At 72.0% G+C, this 16,462-nt stretch carries 14 protein-coding genes; 9 read left to right on the top strand and 5 right to left on the bottom strand.

Translation table 11 applies throughout. From position 1 onward, the window contains the following. Positions 1-37 precede the first annotated feature (37 nt). Both K1J60_RS24735 and K1J60_RS24740 read right to left on the bottom strand, forming a co-directional pair. Positions 38-1,264, bottom strand: coding sequence for a zf-HC2 domain-containing protein (locus K1J60_RS24735; RefSeq protein ID WP_220648095.1), 1,227 nt, complete (start codon positions 1,262-1,264; stop codon positions 38-40). A gap of 446 nt (positions 1,265-1,710) precedes the next feature. Further along, positions 1,711-2,292, bottom strand: coding sequence for a sigma-70 family RNA polymerase sigma factor (locus tag K1J60_RS24740; protein WP_220648096.1), 582 nt, complete (start codon positions 2,290-2,292; stop codon positions 1,711-1,713). 540 nt (positions 2,293-2,832) lie between these two features. Between K1J60_RS24740 and K1J60_RS24745 the strand changes: the two genes are divergently transcribed. Together K1J60_RS24745 and K1J60_RS24750 are read left to right on the top strand one after the other, a co-directional pair. After that, entirely contained in the window at positions 2,833-3,240 is a 408-nt protein-coding gene (locus K1J60_RS24745) for an STAS domain-containing protein (protein ID WP_220651667.1), read from the top strand. A 192-nt stretch (positions 3,241-3,432) separates the two neighbouring features. Beyond that, positions 3,433-3,945: an EF-hand domain-containing protein gene (locus tag K1J60_RS24750; RefSeq protein WP_220648097.1), complete on the top strand. Its 513-nt coding sequence runs from the start codon at positions 3,433-3,435 to the stop codon at positions 3,943-3,945. Between the two features lie 81 nt (positions 3,946-4,026). On the opposite strand, the gene K1J60_RS24755 is transcribed toward K1J60_RS24750, so the two are convergent. Further along, on the bottom strand, positions 4,027-5,526 hold the full coding sequence (locus K1J60_RS24755; protein ID WP_220648098.1) for a class I adenylate-forming enzyme family protein: 1,500 nt from the start codon (positions 5,524-5,526) through the stop codon (positions 4,027-4,029). 270 nt (positions 5,527-5,796) lie between these two features. Between K1J60_RS24755 and K1J60_RS24760 the strand changes: the two genes are divergently transcribed. The 4 genes from K1J60_RS24760 to K1J60_RS24775 all read left to right on the top strand — a co-directional run bounded on the left by K1J60_RS24760 (position 5,797) and on the right by K1J60_RS24775 (position 10,259). Next, positions 5,797-6,990: an amidohydrolase family protein gene (locus K1J60_RS24760; protein WP_220648099.1), complete on the top strand. Its 1,194-nt coding sequence runs from the start codon at positions 5,797-5,799 to the stop codon at positions 6,988-6,990. 27 nt (positions 6,991-7,017) lie between these two features. Continuing rightward, the gene (locus tag K1J60_RS24765) at positions 7,018-8,148 is read left to right on the top strand and encodes an acyl-CoA dehydrogenase family protein (protein ID WP_220648100.1); all 1,131 of its coding nucleotides are present in this window, start codon (positions 7,018-7,020) and stop codon (positions 8,146-8,148) included. Positions 8,149-8,281: 133 nt separating this feature from the next. Then, positions 8,282-9,169, top strand: coding sequence for an acyl-CoA dehydrogenase family protein (locus K1J60_RS24770; RefSeq protein WP_220648101.1), 888 nt, complete (start codon positions 8,282-8,284; stop codon positions 9,167-9,169). A 514-nt stretch (positions 9,170-9,683) separates the two neighbouring features. Beyond that, the gene (locus tag K1J60_RS24775; RefSeq protein ID WP_259407897.1) at positions 9,684-10,259 is read left to right on the top strand and encodes an ATP-binding protein; all 576 of its coding nucleotides are present in this window, start codon (positions 9,684-9,686) and stop codon (positions 10,257-10,259) included. Between the two features lie 529 nt (positions 10,260-10,788). On the opposite strand, the gene K1J60_RS24780 is transcribed toward K1J60_RS24775, so the two are convergent. After that, positions 10,789-11,730 (bottom strand): cyclase family protein, encoded by a 942-nt coding sequence (locus K1J60_RS24780; RefSeq protein WP_220648102.1) that lies wholly within the window; start codon positions 11,728-11,730, stop codon positions 10,789-10,791. A gap of 106 nt (positions 11,731-11,836) precedes the next feature. On the opposite strand from K1J60_RS24780, the gene K1J60_RS24785 reads away from it, so the two are divergent. The 3 genes from K1J60_RS24785 (at position 11,837) to K1J60_RS24795 (ending at position 15,181) form a co-directional block, all read left to right on the top strand. Beyond that, on the top strand, positions 11,837-12,748 hold the full coding sequence (locus K1J60_RS24785; protein ID WP_220648103.1) for an SDR family NAD(P)-dependent oxidoreductase: 912 nt from the start codon (positions 11,837-11,839) through the stop codon (positions 12,746-12,748). Between the two features lie 208 nt (positions 12,749-12,956). After that, positions 12,957-14,111: an acyl-CoA dehydrogenase family protein gene (locus K1J60_RS24790; RefSeq protein ID WP_220648104.1), complete on the top strand. Its 1,155-nt coding sequence runs from the start codon at positions 12,957-12,959 to the stop codon at positions 14,109-14,111. Positions 14,112-14,131: 20 nt separating this feature from the next. Next, positions 14,132-15,181 carry a Zn-dependent alcohol dehydrogenase gene (locus K1J60_RS24795; protein WP_220648105.1) on the top strand — a complete coding sequence of 350 codons (1,050 nt, stop codon included), beginning with the start codon at positions 14,132-14,134 and terminating at the stop codon, positions 15,179-15,181. Here K1J60_RS24795 and K1J60_RS24800 read toward each other — a convergent pair. Beyond that, on the bottom strand, positions 15,171-16,331 hold the full coding sequence (locus tag K1J60_RS24800) for a GlxA family transcriptional regulator (RefSeq protein WP_259407898.1): 1,161 nt from the start codon (positions 16,329-16,331) through the stop codon (positions 15,171-15,173). The two genes, K1J60_RS24795 and K1J60_RS24800, sit on opposite strands and share 11 nt — an antisense overlap. Between the last annotated feature and the right edge of the window lie 131 nt (positions 16,332-16,462).

The raw sequence follows: 16,462 nt of genomic DNA on the forward strand, positions 1-16,462 counted from the left end.
GCGCATTCCGGCGCTGTCGCCGCTGCCCCGGCTCCCGCTACATGCGGCTCAGGGACGCCGCCGCGAACAGCACGTCCCTGATGGCATCCCGGTCGCCACCCTGCCCGGCGGCCGCCTCCTCCGGAGGTACGTGCCCGGCGGCGAGACGGCAGAACTCGACGCCGTCCAGGGCCACGTGGGCCACCTCGTGATCGGTGGAACCGAGGGCGGCGGGGGAGTCGAGGGGGATCAGCCACTCGCCTCCGCCGGAACCCTCGATCTCCAGGCGGAGACTGCGGCCCGGGGCGCCGGCCGGTACGAGGTGGCGGCCGGACGGGGGCGGGGACGCGAGGCCGGTCCGGCGGCGCTCGGCCAGCGACACCGGCAGCATGCGGGCGGCCAGGTCGATCATGCCGTGCAGATGGCGGCCGGACGGCGGCTCGTACGGGTAGTCCACGGCCTCCGCGATGTCCTCCGCATGGATCCAGCACTCGAACGCCCGATCGAGCATCGCGTCCTGGAGGGGAAGCTCGAAGCCGCCGTACGGGACTGTCAGGCGCGCTGAGGCGTCGGAGCCGTCGGGGCCGCCGCCCGTGAACGAGGCCGTGCGGACGATGTCGTGGCTCTGCTGCCGCCAGGGGGCGCGGAGGGCGCGGGTGGGCGGGAAGTGGGACGCCTTCCAGTACGCCTCGGTGCGAGCCGCCGGGGACGCGGCGACGGGCGGCTCGTCGGGGCCGGGTTCGAGCGGGCCGAGCGGGTCGTCCAGGCCGAGCGCCACGGCGACGAGCCCGTCGACGGTGAGCAGGTGGGCGATGACCCCGGCGACGGTCGTACGACGGCTCACCGGGGCCTCGCCCTCGAACCAGCGCAGCCGTACGGGGGCGTGCCAGTCGGCGGCGCCGATGTCCTGGAGCAGCGCGTCCAGCCGGGCCGTCTCCGCGTCGTACGGGGCGGCCCAGCGGGGGACGGGGATGCGGGGCGGGCGGCGGCCCAGGCAGACGTCCAGTACCTGGGTCCGCAGGGCCGGGTCGAGGTCGAGGCTCTCCGGCGGGTGCAGCAGCCCCACGGCTTCCCGCAACCGCCGCGCCTCGTCCGCGCACCCTCCGCACACCCCCAGGTGCTCCTCCACCGCCAACGCCTCCTCCGCCGAACACACCGCCAGGGCCCAGGCCCCGAGCAGCGCCTTCAGCACCCGGTGCTCCAGCACGAGGGGCGGGCGAGATCCGGACAGGGCGGAGGAGCCCGGCGCCGGGGTGGGGTTCGGCACGGCGTCGGGCAGGGGCATTCCGGTGTCCTCCACGGAGGTGCGCGGCAGCGGTATCCGGGGCGGGCCCGCCGGCTCGTCACCGCCGTCCCCGGCACCGGTCGGCTCACTCGGCCCGCCTGGCTCACTCGGCCCGCCCGTGCCCTCCGAGCCACCGGTGTCACTCGCTCCGGACGGCCCGCCGAGGTCGGCCCCGAGCCCCTCCTCAAGCCGGTCATCAGGCCGGTCATCAGGCCGGTCCTCAGGCTCGTCTCCGGATCGCCCGTCTCCGGATCGCCCGTCTCCGGAGCCGAGTCGCCCTCCGTGGCCACCGGGCCCGGCCGTGCCGCCGGCCGCGGTGCGGGCCGTGGGGTGTCCGTGTTCGGGAGAGTGTCCTGAGACCGGACCGGCGGGTCCGTCAGGTCGGGCCGGGGCCGGGGGCCGCCGGTTCTCCGGCTCGGGTGGCCCGTCAGGGCTCGGGGTGGCGTTCATGTGAGGGGCCCGGGTTCGGGTGGGGTGCCGGAGGGGCGTGTGTCGTGGGCGGTGGAGAGGAGCTGGAGGCCGAGGCGGAGGCGGCGTCGGGCCTCGTCCTCGGTGACGCCCAGGTCGGTGGCGGTCTGGCGGTAGTCACGGCGCTGGAAATAGGCCAGCTCCAGAGCGGCCCGCAGCGGGGCGGGCATGGCCTGCACGATGTAGTCGGCGCGGGCCGCCACCGACGCCTGGTGGACCTTGCGTTCCAGGTCCTCCGTCGTGCCCTCGCCGCCTCGGGCGAGCGCGGCGGTCTCGGTGGCCCGCAGCCGCTGCACCGCGAGACGGTGGGTCAGCGCCGCCATCCAGGACCGCAGCGGCCCCTGCTGGGGGTCGTACGCCTCGGGGTTCTCCCAGAGCTGGAGGAACACCTCGCGGGTGATGCCGTCCGCACCCCGCTCGTCGCCGAGGACGCGGTGGGCCAGCCCGTGCACGAGGGACGCGAACCGGTCGTACAGCTCACCGAGCGCCGCCGCCTCGCCGTGCGCCAGCCGCTGCTGCATCTTGCGGTCCCAGCGGGGCGGTGCGTCCATCGTCGCCATACGGCCCCCTCACCCTGCTCTCACCTGCGCCGTTCCTTGAATGCCCGCCCGGTCGTCCGCCAGTCGTGCGCCGGCCGGCCCGCGGTCCGTCGGCTGCCCGCTTCCGGCCCGATTCCAGCCTGTGCGCACCGCCGTCCCGAATGTAGTCGGCACCGCTGACCGCGCACGCCCCTTTATGGCAATGCGCGCCCCTCGCGAGGCCGGAGGTGGTATGCGCCTCCTGGGTAAGCCGTTTCCACACCGCCCACGTGGGCGTCCACCCGCCTTTCGTATGTCTGTACGACCATATGAGGCTCCTGATCTGCGCGAATCCAACCAAGTGACGCTCGTCTGGGCCCACATCGGATCGATACCGAAGCCATTCGTGATCAATATTCGATCACATGTGACCGTACTCGATGGAAATCGCACCGAAAAGGCCCCTGAAATGGCTCGCTTACCCCGCGCTTTCGGTGGGCGCGGGGTGTTTCATGGAACGACGGCGGGGCAGCCGCGCAGCAGGAAGCGGTGCAGTGGCTTCCGGTTCGGCGACTGAGAGGCATCGCGGTGGCGTTCGAAGTGACCGACGGCGAGCAAGGCGAGTGGGCCGTGCTGCACGTGTCCGGAGAGATGGATCTGGTCACGTCGCCCGTGCTCCGCCAGCGGGTGCACGAGGCGGTGGCCGACGGCCGCCGAAGTCTCGTCCTCGACCTCTCCGCCGTCGTCTTCTGCGACTCCAGCGGCGTGGGCGTGCTGGTCGCCACCCGCCGCCTGATGCGGTCCTTCCAGGGGCGTCTCCGGCTGATCCTCCCCGCCGACGGCCACGCGGGCGGCGGTCCCTCCGAGGGCGCGCACGTCAACCGTGTCCTCGCCGCCCTCGGTGTCCGCCGCCTCTTCGACGTCCATCCGGACGTCCTCTCGGCGGTCGCGCCGGACGCGGACGACGAGGCCGGCCCCCTGTCGGCCTGACCGCGCACCCTCCCCATGAGCAGTACGCACGTGTGAGCTGTCCCACGCGGTGGTGTCCCGGTGGCCACACAGTTGTCCCGGAATTCCCGCAGTCTTGGTACAAGCGCCGCTTTCCCGCTCCGCCCGGGCCGCTGACGTCGTACGCTCCGTCCGAGAAGCACCCCACTTGACGTAAGGCGGGCCCGAGGAGACATGGTCAGCAGCGAGTACGAGCGCAGGATCGCCGCCCGGTTCGCCACCTTCGACCAGGACGGCAACGGCTGGATCGACCGCGAGGACTTCAGCGCGGCGAGCAAGGCGGTTCTCAACGAGTTCGGCACCACCGCCCGTTCGGACAAGGGCCAGGCCCTGTACGGCGGCGCCGAGGCCTTCTGGCAGGGGATGGCCGGAATAGCGGACCGGGACGGCGACCAGCGCATCACGCGGGACGAGTTCGTGAACGGCGCGGTCAAGCGGCTGCGTGACAACCCCGACCGTTTCGCCGAGATCGCGCGCCCCTTCCTGCACGCGGCCCTCGCCGTCGCGGACGCGGACGGGGACGGGAAGGCCACCGTCGAGGAGACCGCCCGGGTCCTCAAGGCCCTCGGCGCCTCCGCGGAGGTCGCCGCCGCTGCCGCCGCCACCCTCGACACCGACGCCGACGGCAAGGTGGACGAGGTGGAGGTCGTCAACGCGTTCGCGCGCTACTTCACCGTGCCCGAGTAGTCACCCGGCCGGGGACATCGCAACAACCGTTCACCAGCCGTCGTAAGCGGTCCGCAGTGGTTCGTGCGCGGTCGGCGGCGGTCATGAATAGCGCTCACGCAGCTTGTACTTGAGCACCTTCCGCAGGGTCTCGTTGCGCGGAAGGGCGTCCACCACCTCCAACCGCTCCGGCAGTTTGTGGACGGACAGCCCTTCCGCGCGCAGCCAGTCGGTGACGTCCGGCAGTGTCAGCGCCTCGGCCTCCGGCGGCTGTTCGACGACCGCGCACACCCGCTCCCCGCGCTCCGGGTCCGGCAGCCCTATCACCGCCACGTCCTGGACGGCCGGATGGCCGTGCAACAGGTCCTCGATCTCCTTGGCCGAGATGTTCTCGCCCTTGCGGATGATGACGTCCTTGAGGCGGCCGGTCAGCACCAGATGGCCGCTGTCGGTGAGATGTCCGAGGTCGCCGGTGACGAAGAAGCCGTCCGCGTCGAAGGCCGCCGCAGACTGCGCCGGATCCAGGTACCCCTGACAGACGGCCTCCCCGCGCAGCCGAACCTCCCCGTCCTCGGCGATCCGGATCTCCATCCCCTCCGGCGGCCGCCCCTCCGTCGTCGCCAGGTTCTCCGGCGAGTCGTCCGGCGCCCCCATCGTGATCATCGGCACCTCGGTCATGCCGTACCCGTGGGTGAGCCGCACCCCCATCTCCCGTACGACCGCGTGGTAGAGCTCGGGCGGCTTCGGGGCCCCGCCGCCCGCGAGCAGCCGCAGGGACGGGACGACCGGCTCGCCCGGCTGCTTGCGCTGCTCGGCCAGGAACATCGAGTAGAACGCCGTCGACCCGCCCGCCACCGTCACCCCGTGCTTGCGGTACCCCTCCAGCGCGGCCGGCAGCGCGAAGTGCTCGAACAGGACGGCCGGGAAGCCGTAGAGCAGGAGCATCACCATGTAGTCGGGGCCGCCTATGTGCGCGTACGGGAAGGCGATGGAGCCCACGTCGTCCGCGGTGAGCCGCAGGGCGTGGGCGAGGCAGGAGCCGCCCGCGATGAGCGAACGGTCCGTGTGCAGGACGCCCTTGGGGTCGGAGGTGGTGCCCGAGGTCCAGTAGATCCAGCGGACGGAGGTGCCGTCGGCGGGTGGGGCGGGGAGCGTGCCGGGGTCGCCCTCCGGGATGCGGTCGTACGCCTCGAAGACGCCGCGCGCGTCCAGCCGCCGGGCCATCTCCGTGTGGTCGAAGCCCCGCCACTCGCCCGGCACCGCGAAGAACTCCGCCCTCGACTCCCGGAGCGCGAAGCCGACCTCGCGGTCGCGGTAGAAGGGGATGACCGGGGACTGGACGGCGCCGAGGCGGGCCAGGGCGAAGGAGAGCAGGACCGTCTCGATCCGGGTGGGCAGTTGCCAGGCGACGACCGTGCCGGGGCGTACGCCCCTGTCGTACAGGCCGGCCGCCACCCGCTCGGCGCGGGCCCGCAGTTCGCCGAAGCTCAGGGTGCGGTCGTCCTGGAGGAGGACGGGCCGGTCGGGGGTGAGGGCGGCGCGGCGGTCGAGGAGTTCCCAGAGCGTGCGGGACTCGCTGAGCGCGTGGGCGGTATCGGTCACGGTAACCCCCTTTTTTTTTGAGGCTCGGTTCGCCTGCGGGGCGCTCCAGTCGGTGTCGAGCCCGCGACCCTGCTCGACCTCGCGGGCCTCCGCGCGCTCGCGGGCTCGACACCGACGCGCCCCTTCGGCTCACCCGCCAGAAGCTGACGGATAGTCAGATCGTGGGCAGAGCGTAGGGCCGGGCGCCTTGTCGGTCCAGAGGTGCGCCACTAGCCTGCTGGGGAGGACCTAGCTGACGGTCCGTCAGAAATGGCTCGCTGGAGGGGACCCATGACCGAACTGCCCCGCATCATCAGCGTCGACGACCATGTGATCGAGCCCGCCCACCTCTTCGAGACCTGGCTGCCGGAGAAGTACCGCGACCGGGGGCCGAAGCCCCTCACCGCCGGGATCGGCGAGCTCGCGTACGTCGGGGGGAAGTACCAGATCACGATGGACCCGGACGGGCCGCCGACCGACTGGTGGATCTACGAGGACCTCAAGTTCCCGTACAAGCGGAACATCGCGGCCGTCGGGTTCGACCGGGACGAGATGACGCTGGAGGGGATCACCCGCGAGGAGATGCGGCGCGGCTGCTGGGATCCGAAGGCGCGGCTGGCGGACATGGACCTCAACCACGTCGAGGCCTCGCTCTGCTTCCCGACCTTCCCGCGCTTCTGCGGGCAGACCTTCGCCGAGGCACACGACAAGGAAGTGGCTTTGGCCTGCGTCCGCGCCTACAACGACTGGATGGTCGAGGAGTGGTGCGGCGACAGCGGCGGCCGGCTCATCCCGCTCTGCCTGATCCCCCTGTGGGACATCGACCTCGCGGTCGAGGAGATCAAGCGGAACGCCGCCCGCGGCGTCCGGGCCGTCACGTTCTCCGAGATCCCCACCTACCTCGGCCTGCCCTCCATCCACTCCGGCTACTGGGACCCCTTCTTCGCGGCCTGCCAGGAGACCGGCACGGTCGTCAACATGCACATCGGCTCCAGCTCCCAGATGCCGGCCGCCTCCCCCGACGCACCGCCCGCCGTCCAGGCGTCGCTCTCCTTCAACAACGCGATGGCCTCGATGATGGACTTCCTCTTCAGCGGGGTCCTGGTGAAGTTCCCGACCCTCAAACTCGCTTACAGCGAGGGGCAGATGGGCTGGATCCCGTACGCCCTGGAGCGCGCCGACGACGTCTGGGAGGAGCACCGGGCCTGGGGCGGGGTGCGTGACCTGATTCCCGAGCCGCCGTCGACGTACTACTACCGGCAGATGTTCTGCTGCTTCTTCCGCGACAAACACGGAATCGCCTCGCTGGACGTCGTGGGCCGGGACAACGCGACCTTCGAGACCGACTACCCGCACGTCGACTCGACCTTCCCGCACACCAAGGAGGTCGCCCTCGACCACGTCAAGGGCCTCGACGACGAGACGATCCACAAGCTCATGCGCGGCAACGCGATCCGCATGCTCGGCCTCGACTTCGACAGGTGAAAGTCCTCGGGTGAAGGGTCTCGGCTGATGGATCTCGCTTACAGCCCGGAGGAGGAGGTGTTCCGGGCGCGGCTGCGGGAGTGGCTCGCGAAAGCGCTCCCCTCGCTGCCGCCGAAGCCGTCCCCCGACGACTGGCCGGGGCGGCGCGCCTATGACCTCGGCTGGCAGCGGACGCTGTACGACGCCGGATACGCCGACGTCCACTGGGACGCCTCGCCGACCACCCGGTTGATCTTCCTGGAGGAGACCGAGAGGGCGGGCGCCCCTTATGTGGGCGCCAACTTCGTGGGCCTGCTCCACGCGGGGCCCACGATCGCCGCCGAGGGCACCGCCGAACAGCGGGCGCGCTGGCTGCCGCCGATCCTGCGGGGCGAGGAGGTGTGGTGCCAGGGGTTCAGCGAACCGGACGCCGGGTCGGATCTCGCCTCGCTGCGGACGCGTGCGCGACGGGACGGCGACGCGTACGTGGTCAGCGGGTCCAAGCTCTGGACCTCGCACGCCGAAGTCGCCGACTGGTGCGAGCTGCTGGTGCGGACGGACGGGGAGGCGCCGAAGCACCGGGGCATCTCCTGGCTGGCGATGCCGATGGACGCGCCCGGCGTGACCGTACGTCCTCTGCGCACGCTCGCCGGTTCCACGGAGTTCGCCGAGATGTTCCTGGACGAGGTGCGGGTGCCGGTCGCCAACCGGGTGGGCGCGGAGAACGACGGGTGGCGGGTGACCATGGTGACGCTGTCGTTCGAGCGGGGGACGGCGTTCGTGGGTGAAGTGGTCGCCTGTCGACGGGTGTTGGTCGAGGTGGCACGGGAGGCGCGGGCGAACGGGGCCTGGGACGACTCCGGTGTGCGGCGGCGGCTCGGGCGGTTGAACGCGGAGTTCCGGGCGCTGTGGCGGCTCACGCAGTGGAACGTGAGCGAGGGGGAGGCCTCCGGAGGGGTGCCGGGGGTGGGGGGTTCGGTGTTCAAGCTGAGGTACTCGCGGGCGCGGCAGGAGTTGTACGAGCTGGCTGCGGAGGTGCTGGGGGCGGGTGCGCTCGATCTGGGGTGTGGGTGGGTGCTCGATCGGCTCAGTTCGTTGTCGTACACGATCGCGGCTGGGACGTCGGAGATTCAGCGGAACATCGTGGGGGAGCGGATCTTGGGGTTGCCGAAGGGGTGAGGGGGGACGAGGGCGCCTCAGGGTGTGGGGGGCCTGGGGCGTTGGCGGGTGCGGCTCCGGTGGGGCTTCTCGCGCAGTTCCCCGCGCCCCTGAGAAGCGGGTGTGCTCGGTGGTGAAGAGGGGCTGTGGGCTTGTGCGGTTTCGACTGACCGAGGATCAGAGGGTGTTGAAGAGCGGCTTCCGGGAGGTGTTGGCTCGGCGCTTCAGGACGGAGGAGTTGCGCGGTGCCGTCGACGGGAGTGGCGGACTGGACCGGAGGCTGTGGCGGGAGTTGGGGGAGGTGGGGTTGTTCTCCCTGCGGCTGGCCGAGGACGAGGGCGGGGTCGGGCTCGGGGTGCCGGAGGCCGTGTTGGTGTTCGAGGAGGCGGGGCGCGCGCTGTTGCCGGGGCCGCTCGTGGCCACCCATCTCGCGGCGGGCGTGGTGCCGGGCGCGGCGACGGGGGAGACCGTGGTGACCGCTGTCGGGGGTGGTGGTCTGGTGGAGTGGCTGGACGAGGCCGATGTGGTGACCGGGGACGCGGCCGGGGCCGTACCGCTGCGATCGGTGGATCCGGCGACGCCGTTGCACCGGGTGCCGGGGGGCGGTTCGTCCGTCCGCCCTGATGATCTGTTCGTACTGCTCACCGCCGCCGAGCAGGTGGGCACGGCCGCGCGGACCTGCGAGGCCGCCGTGCAACACGCCCGGACCCGGGAGCAGTTCGGGCGGCCCATCGGGTCGTTCCAGGCGGTCAAGCACCTCTGCGCCGAACTGCTGGTGCGGGTGGAGGTCGCGCGGGTGGCGGTGTACGCGGCCGCCGTGACCGTCGATCCGGTGGACATCGCGGCGGCCCGGCTGCTGGCCGACGAGGCGGCCGTGCGCGGGGCCCGCGACTCCCTTCAGGTCCACGGCGGTTCGGGGTTCACCTGGGAGGCCGACGTACACCTGTGTCTGAAGCGGGCGTGGGTACGGGCGGAACGTGGCGGATCGATCACGGAGAGTGAGGAGTTGTTGGCGGGGGAACTGCTGGTCGAAGCGGGTTGAGCGCGCTGACCAGGGTGGGAACGGAAATGTGTGGCGGCTGCTCGGTCGAATGTCGCGGAACGTGGCATACCGGAATTACCGAGCGTTGATACCGTGTTGTGTCCTAGGCGTGACTTGTCACGGCCTGGAGTCGGAGTTCCGCTCCGGTACCTTCTGGTGGATGCGAGTGGTTCCGAGGTCGAGCCGAGCCGGTGTTGCCCCTGTGGCGGCCCCGGATCCGGCGGTGCCCGGCGCTCGTGAAGTGGGCCGGAGTCTCGACGCCCCGGTCTGTTCGACTCCCCGTGATGAGCGTCGCACAGTATGCCGTACGCGTACTCCTTCGCGCTGGAATATGCCCGAAGCGCTTGTTGGGGTGACTGTACGTCAACCATGCTGTCCTGTAAGGGGATCACGTTCCGTGATCCCGGTGCCGACGGTGTCGATGGCGGTGGCGTCGGCCAGGCAGCAGATGACCACGATCGTGGCCCCTGAGGGGCGTGCGGCGATGTGTCCGCCGGTTCGGATGGTGTGAGCGGTGCAGGTGCTTCAAGTGCAGCTGGAGATCCGGCCCGACCCCGCAGAGGTGGGTCGTGCACGGAGATGGGCCCGTGCACGGCTCTGCGGGTCCGGCATAGGGGACGACGAGCCGCTCGCCGAGACGCTGATCCTCCTCGTCTCCGAGCTGGTCACCAACGCGGTCGTGCACACCGGCCGTCCGGCGGTGCTGCGGCTCCTGCTGTCCGGACTCCGTGACGGGGTGGTCGGAAAGGTCCGCCTCGAGGTCGCCGACGGCAGTGCGTGTCCGCCGGCCCCGCGGTGCGCCGACAGCGAGGAGGCGGGCGGGCGCGGCCTCGCCCTCGTCGACGTGCTCGCGGACCGCTGGGGCTGGAGCCACGAGGGCGCCGGCAAGCGGATCTGGTGCGAGCTGGACCGGGTGGCGCCGGGGACTTCGGGGGCGGCGAGTGGTGTGGGCGCCTCCGGTGGTGCATCCGGGGTCGGCGGCGGGACGGTGGCCCCGGCGGTCTACCCGGCGTGCAGTGCGGTGACGGGTGTCGCGGCGGTGGCCCGGGAGAGCCTGGTGCGCGACGGGTTGGCGTTCGAGGCGGTCTAGGTCCGGGTTCAGGTCCAGGTCCAGGTCCAGGTCCAGGTTCAGGTACAGGTTCAGGTCCAGGTCCGGGTTCAGGGCCCTGGGTCGGGAGTCGCCCACCCGTGCCGCCCCCAGGGGCAGGATCGAGGTGCGCCGGTCACCCGCGCTCGCGCCGCATGCGCCGCGCGCGAGCGCACGGCGTTGAACCGTCCCCCTGTGATGGCCGATTCGTGCGCCGGGACGTGCTTCCGTACGCACCGTCGCGACGCCGGTTCCGCGCGGCCGGTCCCCGAACGGGTGTTGACGTCTCCTGTCCGTTTGATCACGCTTGTCTTCAGCGATTCGCCGCGAGGGGACGACGAGGGTCCCGGTGCCGGAGGCCCTCGACGAGCGTGGGTCGTGATGCGGCGCCGGCTCCCCGCAGGGCCCTGGGGCAAGGACGGGTGGCCGAAGCCGGATGGCGGCGCGCGGTGCCGTGCTCGGGGCGGGCAGCGGCGCGCCGCCGGCCGACTGTGGAGGCCTGGGGGTGTGGCCCCGCAGGGCGGCGGCAGCCCTACAGGATGGCGATCGGGGCCACCGGCGTGCCTGTCGCCCCGACGAACGGCTCCGGCATCGCCGACAGCAGGAAGTCGTACCGCCCAACTTGTCCACAGGCTGTGGACAACTCTTCCAGGTTCCAGTTCTGGCCCTGCGGCATGCCCATCTCGACCAGGTCGAGCGCGTGCACCGGCAGCCACAGGTCCTCGACCTCCGGCGGGAAGATCTCGAACGTCAGGGTGTCATTGGCGACCGCCGCCACATCGCGCGCGTGGAACCACTCGGGGGTACGGAGCGACAGCCCCGGCGACGGGAACGCGTACGCGTGCTTGTCCCCGGCGAGGTAGGTCCGGATCTGTCCGGTGCGGACCAGGACGATGTCGCCCGCGCGGACCCGGGTGCCCGCCAACTCCTCTGCCGCGTCCAGGTCTTCGGGGGTGACGGCGTGGCCACCGGGCAGCCGGTCGTCGCCGAGGCCCAGGGCACGCGGAACGTCCAGCAGGACCCCGCGCGAGACGATGTGCCGCGCCTTGTCGATCCCGGCGAAGGCCGCGCCGCCGTGCGGGGTGATCGTGTCCGCGGGGCGGCCGTTGTAGATCCGGCCCGAGTGCGAGACATGGGTGAGCGCGTCCCAGTGGGTCGCCGCCTGGAGCCCCATGGTCACCGCGTCGTCGCTGCACGCGACCGTGCCCGGACCGAAGATCTCCTGGTTGATCTGCACCATCGCGTGCAGCGGGTTCACCCGGCCCGGCATCATCCCCGTCTGTACGCCGTCCTGTTGGAGAGGCAGCGCGAGCGGGACGCGGCGACCGGAACGGACCGAGGCGGCCGCCTCCCGCACGACCTCGTCGGTGATCAGGTTGAGGGTGCCGATCTCGTCGTCGGCCCCCCAACGGCCCCAGTTGTTCACGCGCTTGGCGATCTCCGTGAACGCCGCGAACTCCGTGGGCGATGACATCGGGCCTCCCCGAGGGCTTGTGGTGGCGTATCTGACGGGTCGTAGAATCGCCGTGCGAGCAAATCTAACGGTCCGTCAGAAACCGCGATGAGGGGAAGGGGCCGGGGTGGGAAACTTCTTGGCAGGCAAGGTCGTCGCCGTCACCGGAGCGGGGCGGGGGATCGGCCGGGCGGTCGCCCTCGGCGCCGCCGCCGAGGGCGCTCGGGTCGTCGTCAACGACTACGGCGTCTCCGTCGACGGCTCCGAACCCACCAGCTCCGTCGCCGAGACCGTCGTCAAGGAGATCGAGGCGGCCGGGGGCGAGGCGATCGCCGTCGCCGACGACATCTCCACGATGGCCGGCGGGCAGCGGGTCGTGGACACGGCGGTGGAGGCGTACGGACGCGTCGACGGGGTCGTGTGCGTCGCCGGGATCCTGCGCGAGCGGATGCTGTTCAACATGGCCGAGGAGGAGTGGGATCCGGTCATCGCCACGCACCTCAAGGGCACGTTCACGGTGTTCCGGGCCGCGTCCGCCGTCATGCGCAAGCAACGGGCCGGGACCCTGATCGGGTTCACCAGCGGCAACCACCAGGGGTCCGTGTCGCAGGCCAACTACAGCGCGGCCAAGGGCGGGATCATCTCGCTGGTGCGCAGCGCGGCGCTCGGCCTGCACCGGTACGGGGTGACCGCGAACGCGGTGGCGCCGGTCGCGCGTACACGGATGTCGGCGGGCGTGCCGATGGAGCTGACCGAGATCGGTGAGCCGGAGGAGGTGGCCGCGTTCGTGGTGTACCTGCTCTCCGAGCGGGCTCGGGAGGCGGGAATCACCGGGCAGGTGTACACGGTCGCCGGGCCGAAGATCGCGGTCTGGGCGCAGCCGCGGGAGCTGCGTGCCGCGTATGCCGAAGAGGGCTGGACCCCGGAGAGGATCGCGGAGTTTCTGCCGGGGGCGGTGGGGGTGGATCCGATGCCGATGCTGGAGCGGGTGGAGGGGATGGCGCGGGCGGCGGCGGCTGGGGAGCGGCCGAACGCGTGAGGGGGTGGGGTGGGGGTGCGTCGGCGGGTGCGGGTCCGGTGGGGCTTCTCGCGCAGTTCCCCGCGCCCCTGAACAGCATGGGTGGCGCCCAGAGTCTTCAGGCGCGCGGGGAACCGCGCGAGCAACCACAACGCACCCGCGCTCGACGACGCACCCGTACCCCCCGACAACGCACCACCATCACGGCGGCGGTCATCTTGGAGGCGGCATGGACTTCGGGTTCAGTGACGAGGACGAGGCGTTCCGGGCGGAAGTGAGGGCGTGGTTGGGGGCGCACGCCGGGGTGCGGGAGGACCGGCGTGCCTGGGAGCGGACGCTCGGCGCCGCCGGGTGGATCGGGCTCGGCTGGAGCGAGGGCGGGTACGGGAACCGCACGGCCACGCTCGTCCAGCAGGTGGTGTGGGCCGAGGAGTACGCGCGGGCCGACGTACCCGCCCGCTCCGGGCACATCGGGGAGAAGCTGCTCGCGCCCACCCTCATCGCGTTCGGGAGCGAGGAGCAGAAGCGGCGGTTCCTGCCGGCGATCGCGCGCGGCGACGAACTCTGGTGCCAGGGGTACAGCGAGCCCGGCGCAGGGTCCGACCTCGCCGGGGTGCGGACGAAGGCGGAACGGGCCGGGGACGGGTCGTACCGGATCACCGGACAGAAGATCTGGACCTCGCTCGCCCACGAAGCCGACTGGTGCTTCGTACTGGCCCGTACCGAGGCGGGCTCCGAGCGCCACCACGGGCTGTCGTTGCTGCTCGTGCCCATGGACCAGCCGGGGCGGATCGAGGTGCGGCCCATCCGGCAGATGACCGGGACGAGCGAGTTCAACGAGGTGTTCTTCGACGGGGCGCACGCCCGCGCGGAGCATGTCGTCGGGGGAGAGGGGAACGGCTGGCGGGTGGCCATGGGGCTGCTCGGCTTCGAACGCGGGGTGTCGACCCTCGCCCAACAGATCGGGTTCGAGCAGGAGTTGGCCGACGTCGTACGGGCCGCCGTGGACAGCGGGGCGGTGGACGACGCCGTCGTACGTGATCACCTCGTACGCCAGTGGGCCGAGTTGAAGACCATGCGGTGGAACGCCCTGCGCACGCTCGGCGGGGCGGAGAGCGGCGCGGAGCCGGGTGCGCCGAGTGTGGCCAAGTTGCTGTGGGGGCGGTGGCATCGGCGGCTCGGAGAGCTGGCGATGGAGGTGCGGGGCGCGAAGGCGGCCGTCGGACAGCGGGAGTGGTCGGCGGCCGAGCCGTACGAACTGGACCCGTTCCAGCAGCTGTTTCTGTTCAGCCGGGCCGACACCGTCTACGGCGGTTCGGACGAGGTGCAGCGCACGATCATCGCCGAGCGGGTGCTCGGTCTGCCGAGGGAGCCGAGAGGCTGAGACGCTGAGGGGTGGAGGCCATGCGCGGAGTGGTGTTCGACGGGAAGCGCGCCGAGGTCGTCGACGACCTGACCGTGCGCGATCCGGGGCCCGGCGAGGTGAGGGTGGCGATCGCGGCCGCCGGGCTCTGCCACAGCGATCTGTCAGTGGTGGACGGGACCATTCCGTTCCCCGTTCCCGTGGTGCTCGGGCATGAGGGAGCGGGGGTCGTCGCGGAGGTGGGGGCGGGGGTCCGGCATGTCAGGCCCGGGGACCACGTCGCCCTGTCCACCCTCGCCAACTGCGGGGCCTGCGCCGACTGCGACCGGGGACGGCCGACCATGTGCCGACGGGCGATCGGGCGGCCCACGCGGCCGTTCTCGCGGGGCGGGCGGGAGGTGTTCCAGTTCGCCGCGAACTCGGCCTTCGCGGAGCAGACGGTGGTCAAGGCCGTGCAGGCCGTACGGATACCGGAGGACATCCCGCTGACCTCCGCCGCGCTGATCGGGTGCGGAGTGCTGACCGGGGTGGGCGCGGTGCTCAACCGGGCCCGTGTCGACCGGGGGGACGCCGTCGTCGTCATCGGAGCCGGGGGGATCGGGCTCAACGTGGTGCAGGGCGCGCGGATCGCGGGAGCCACGCGGATCGTCGCCGTGGACGCCAACCCGGAGAAGGAGGCGGTGGCGCGGCGGTTCGGGGCCACGCACTTCCTGTCGTCCGTGGACGGGGTGCGGGACATCCTCCCCACCGGCGCCGACCACGCGTTCGAGTGCGTCGGCCGGGTCGACCTCATCCGCCAGGCCGTCGACCTGCTGGACCGACACGGGCAGGCGGTCCTCCTCGGAGTGCCGGCCGCGACCGCCGAGGCCTCCTTCCTCGTCTCCTCCCTCTACCTGGACAAGTCGATCCTCGGATGTCGCTACGGATCGTCGCGACCGCAGCGGGACATCGCCCTCTACGCCGACCTGTACCGGGAGGGACGACTGCTCCTCGACGAGCTGGTCACGGCCACCTATCCCGTGGAGGACTTCGCGAAGGCGGCTCAGGACGCGGGGGAGGGGCGGGTGGCACGGGCGGTGCTCACGTTCTGAGCGGCCCCGGTGCCTCGGTGCCTCCGGTGGGCCCGGGGCCTTCGGCCGCCCCGGTGGTCCCGACAGGCCCGGCTGCCCCGGCGGAGCGGAACGTCCGTCGGTACGCCGTCGGGGTCACCCCCAGCACCGCCTGTAGGTGCTGCCGCATGGACTGGGCCGTACCGAAGCCCGCGTCGTGGGCGACCTGGTCGATGGTGAGGTCGGTGGACTCCAGGAGGTGGCGGGCGCGTTCGACGCGTTGCCGGGTGAGCCACTGGCCGGGGCTGACGCCGACCTCCTCGCGGAAGCGGCGGGTGAACGTGCGGACCGACATGGAGTCCTGTGCGGCCATGTCCCGCAGCTGGATCGGTTCGTGGAGCCGCCCGAGGGCCCACGCGCGGGCGGCGGTCGTGGTCGCCGTCTTCGGCTCGGGCAGTGGCCGCCGGATGTACTGGGCCTGCCCGCCGTCCCGGTGCGGCGGTACGACCGTGCGCCGGGCCACGTCGTTGGCGACGCCGGTGCCGTGGTCGCGTCGTACGAGATGCAGGCACAGGTCGATTCCGGCCGCGACGCCCGCGGAGGTGAGGACGTCACCGTCGTCGACGAAGAGGACGTCCGCGTCGACCCGTACCTTCGGGAAGAGCCGCTGGAAGTGTTCGGCGTGGTGCCAGTGCGTGGTCGCCGGGCGACCGTCGAGGAAACCGGCCGCGGCCAGGACGTAGCCGCCGGTGCAGATGGACACCAGCCGGGTGCCGGGGCGGATGTGGGCGACGGCGGCGGCCAGTTCGGGGGTGAGGACGCCCTCCTCGTGGACCGGGCCGAGTTCGTACGAGGCGGGCACGACGACCGTGTCGGCGGTGGCGAGGGCCTCCGGGCCGTTCGGGACGAGGATCGCGAAGTCGGCGTCCGTCTCCACCGGGCCGGGCGGCCGGATCGAGCAGGTGACGATCTCGTAGAACGGTCGTCCCGCCGCGTCCCGTGCCTTGCCGAAGATGCGCTGCGGGATGCCGAGTTCGAAGGGGAGCAGGCCGTCGAGGGCGAGCACCACGACGCGGTGCCGGGCGGAGGGCCGACCGGCGGCTGCGGGGGTGCGCCCGGCAGGAGGGGTGTGCTCGGGGCTGAGGGCGTGCTCGGGGGTGAGGGCGTGCTCGGCCGGCGGGACGGCGGTCATGGCCCGATCCTAGCGAACACTGTCCCTTCGGCCACTCGTCCGGGATGACCGCAGGTCGGAAGCTTGACGGCATGACCCAGACAGCCGACGACGCCGCCGCCGACTCCCGCCCCTGCGACGCTGCCGACGCC

Origin of the sequence: Streptomyces akebiae (genome assembly GCF_019599145.1) — a bacterium.
Classification (GTDB): Bacteria; Actinomycetota; Actinomycetes; order Streptomycetales; family Streptomycetaceae; genus Streptomyces; species Streptomyces akebiae.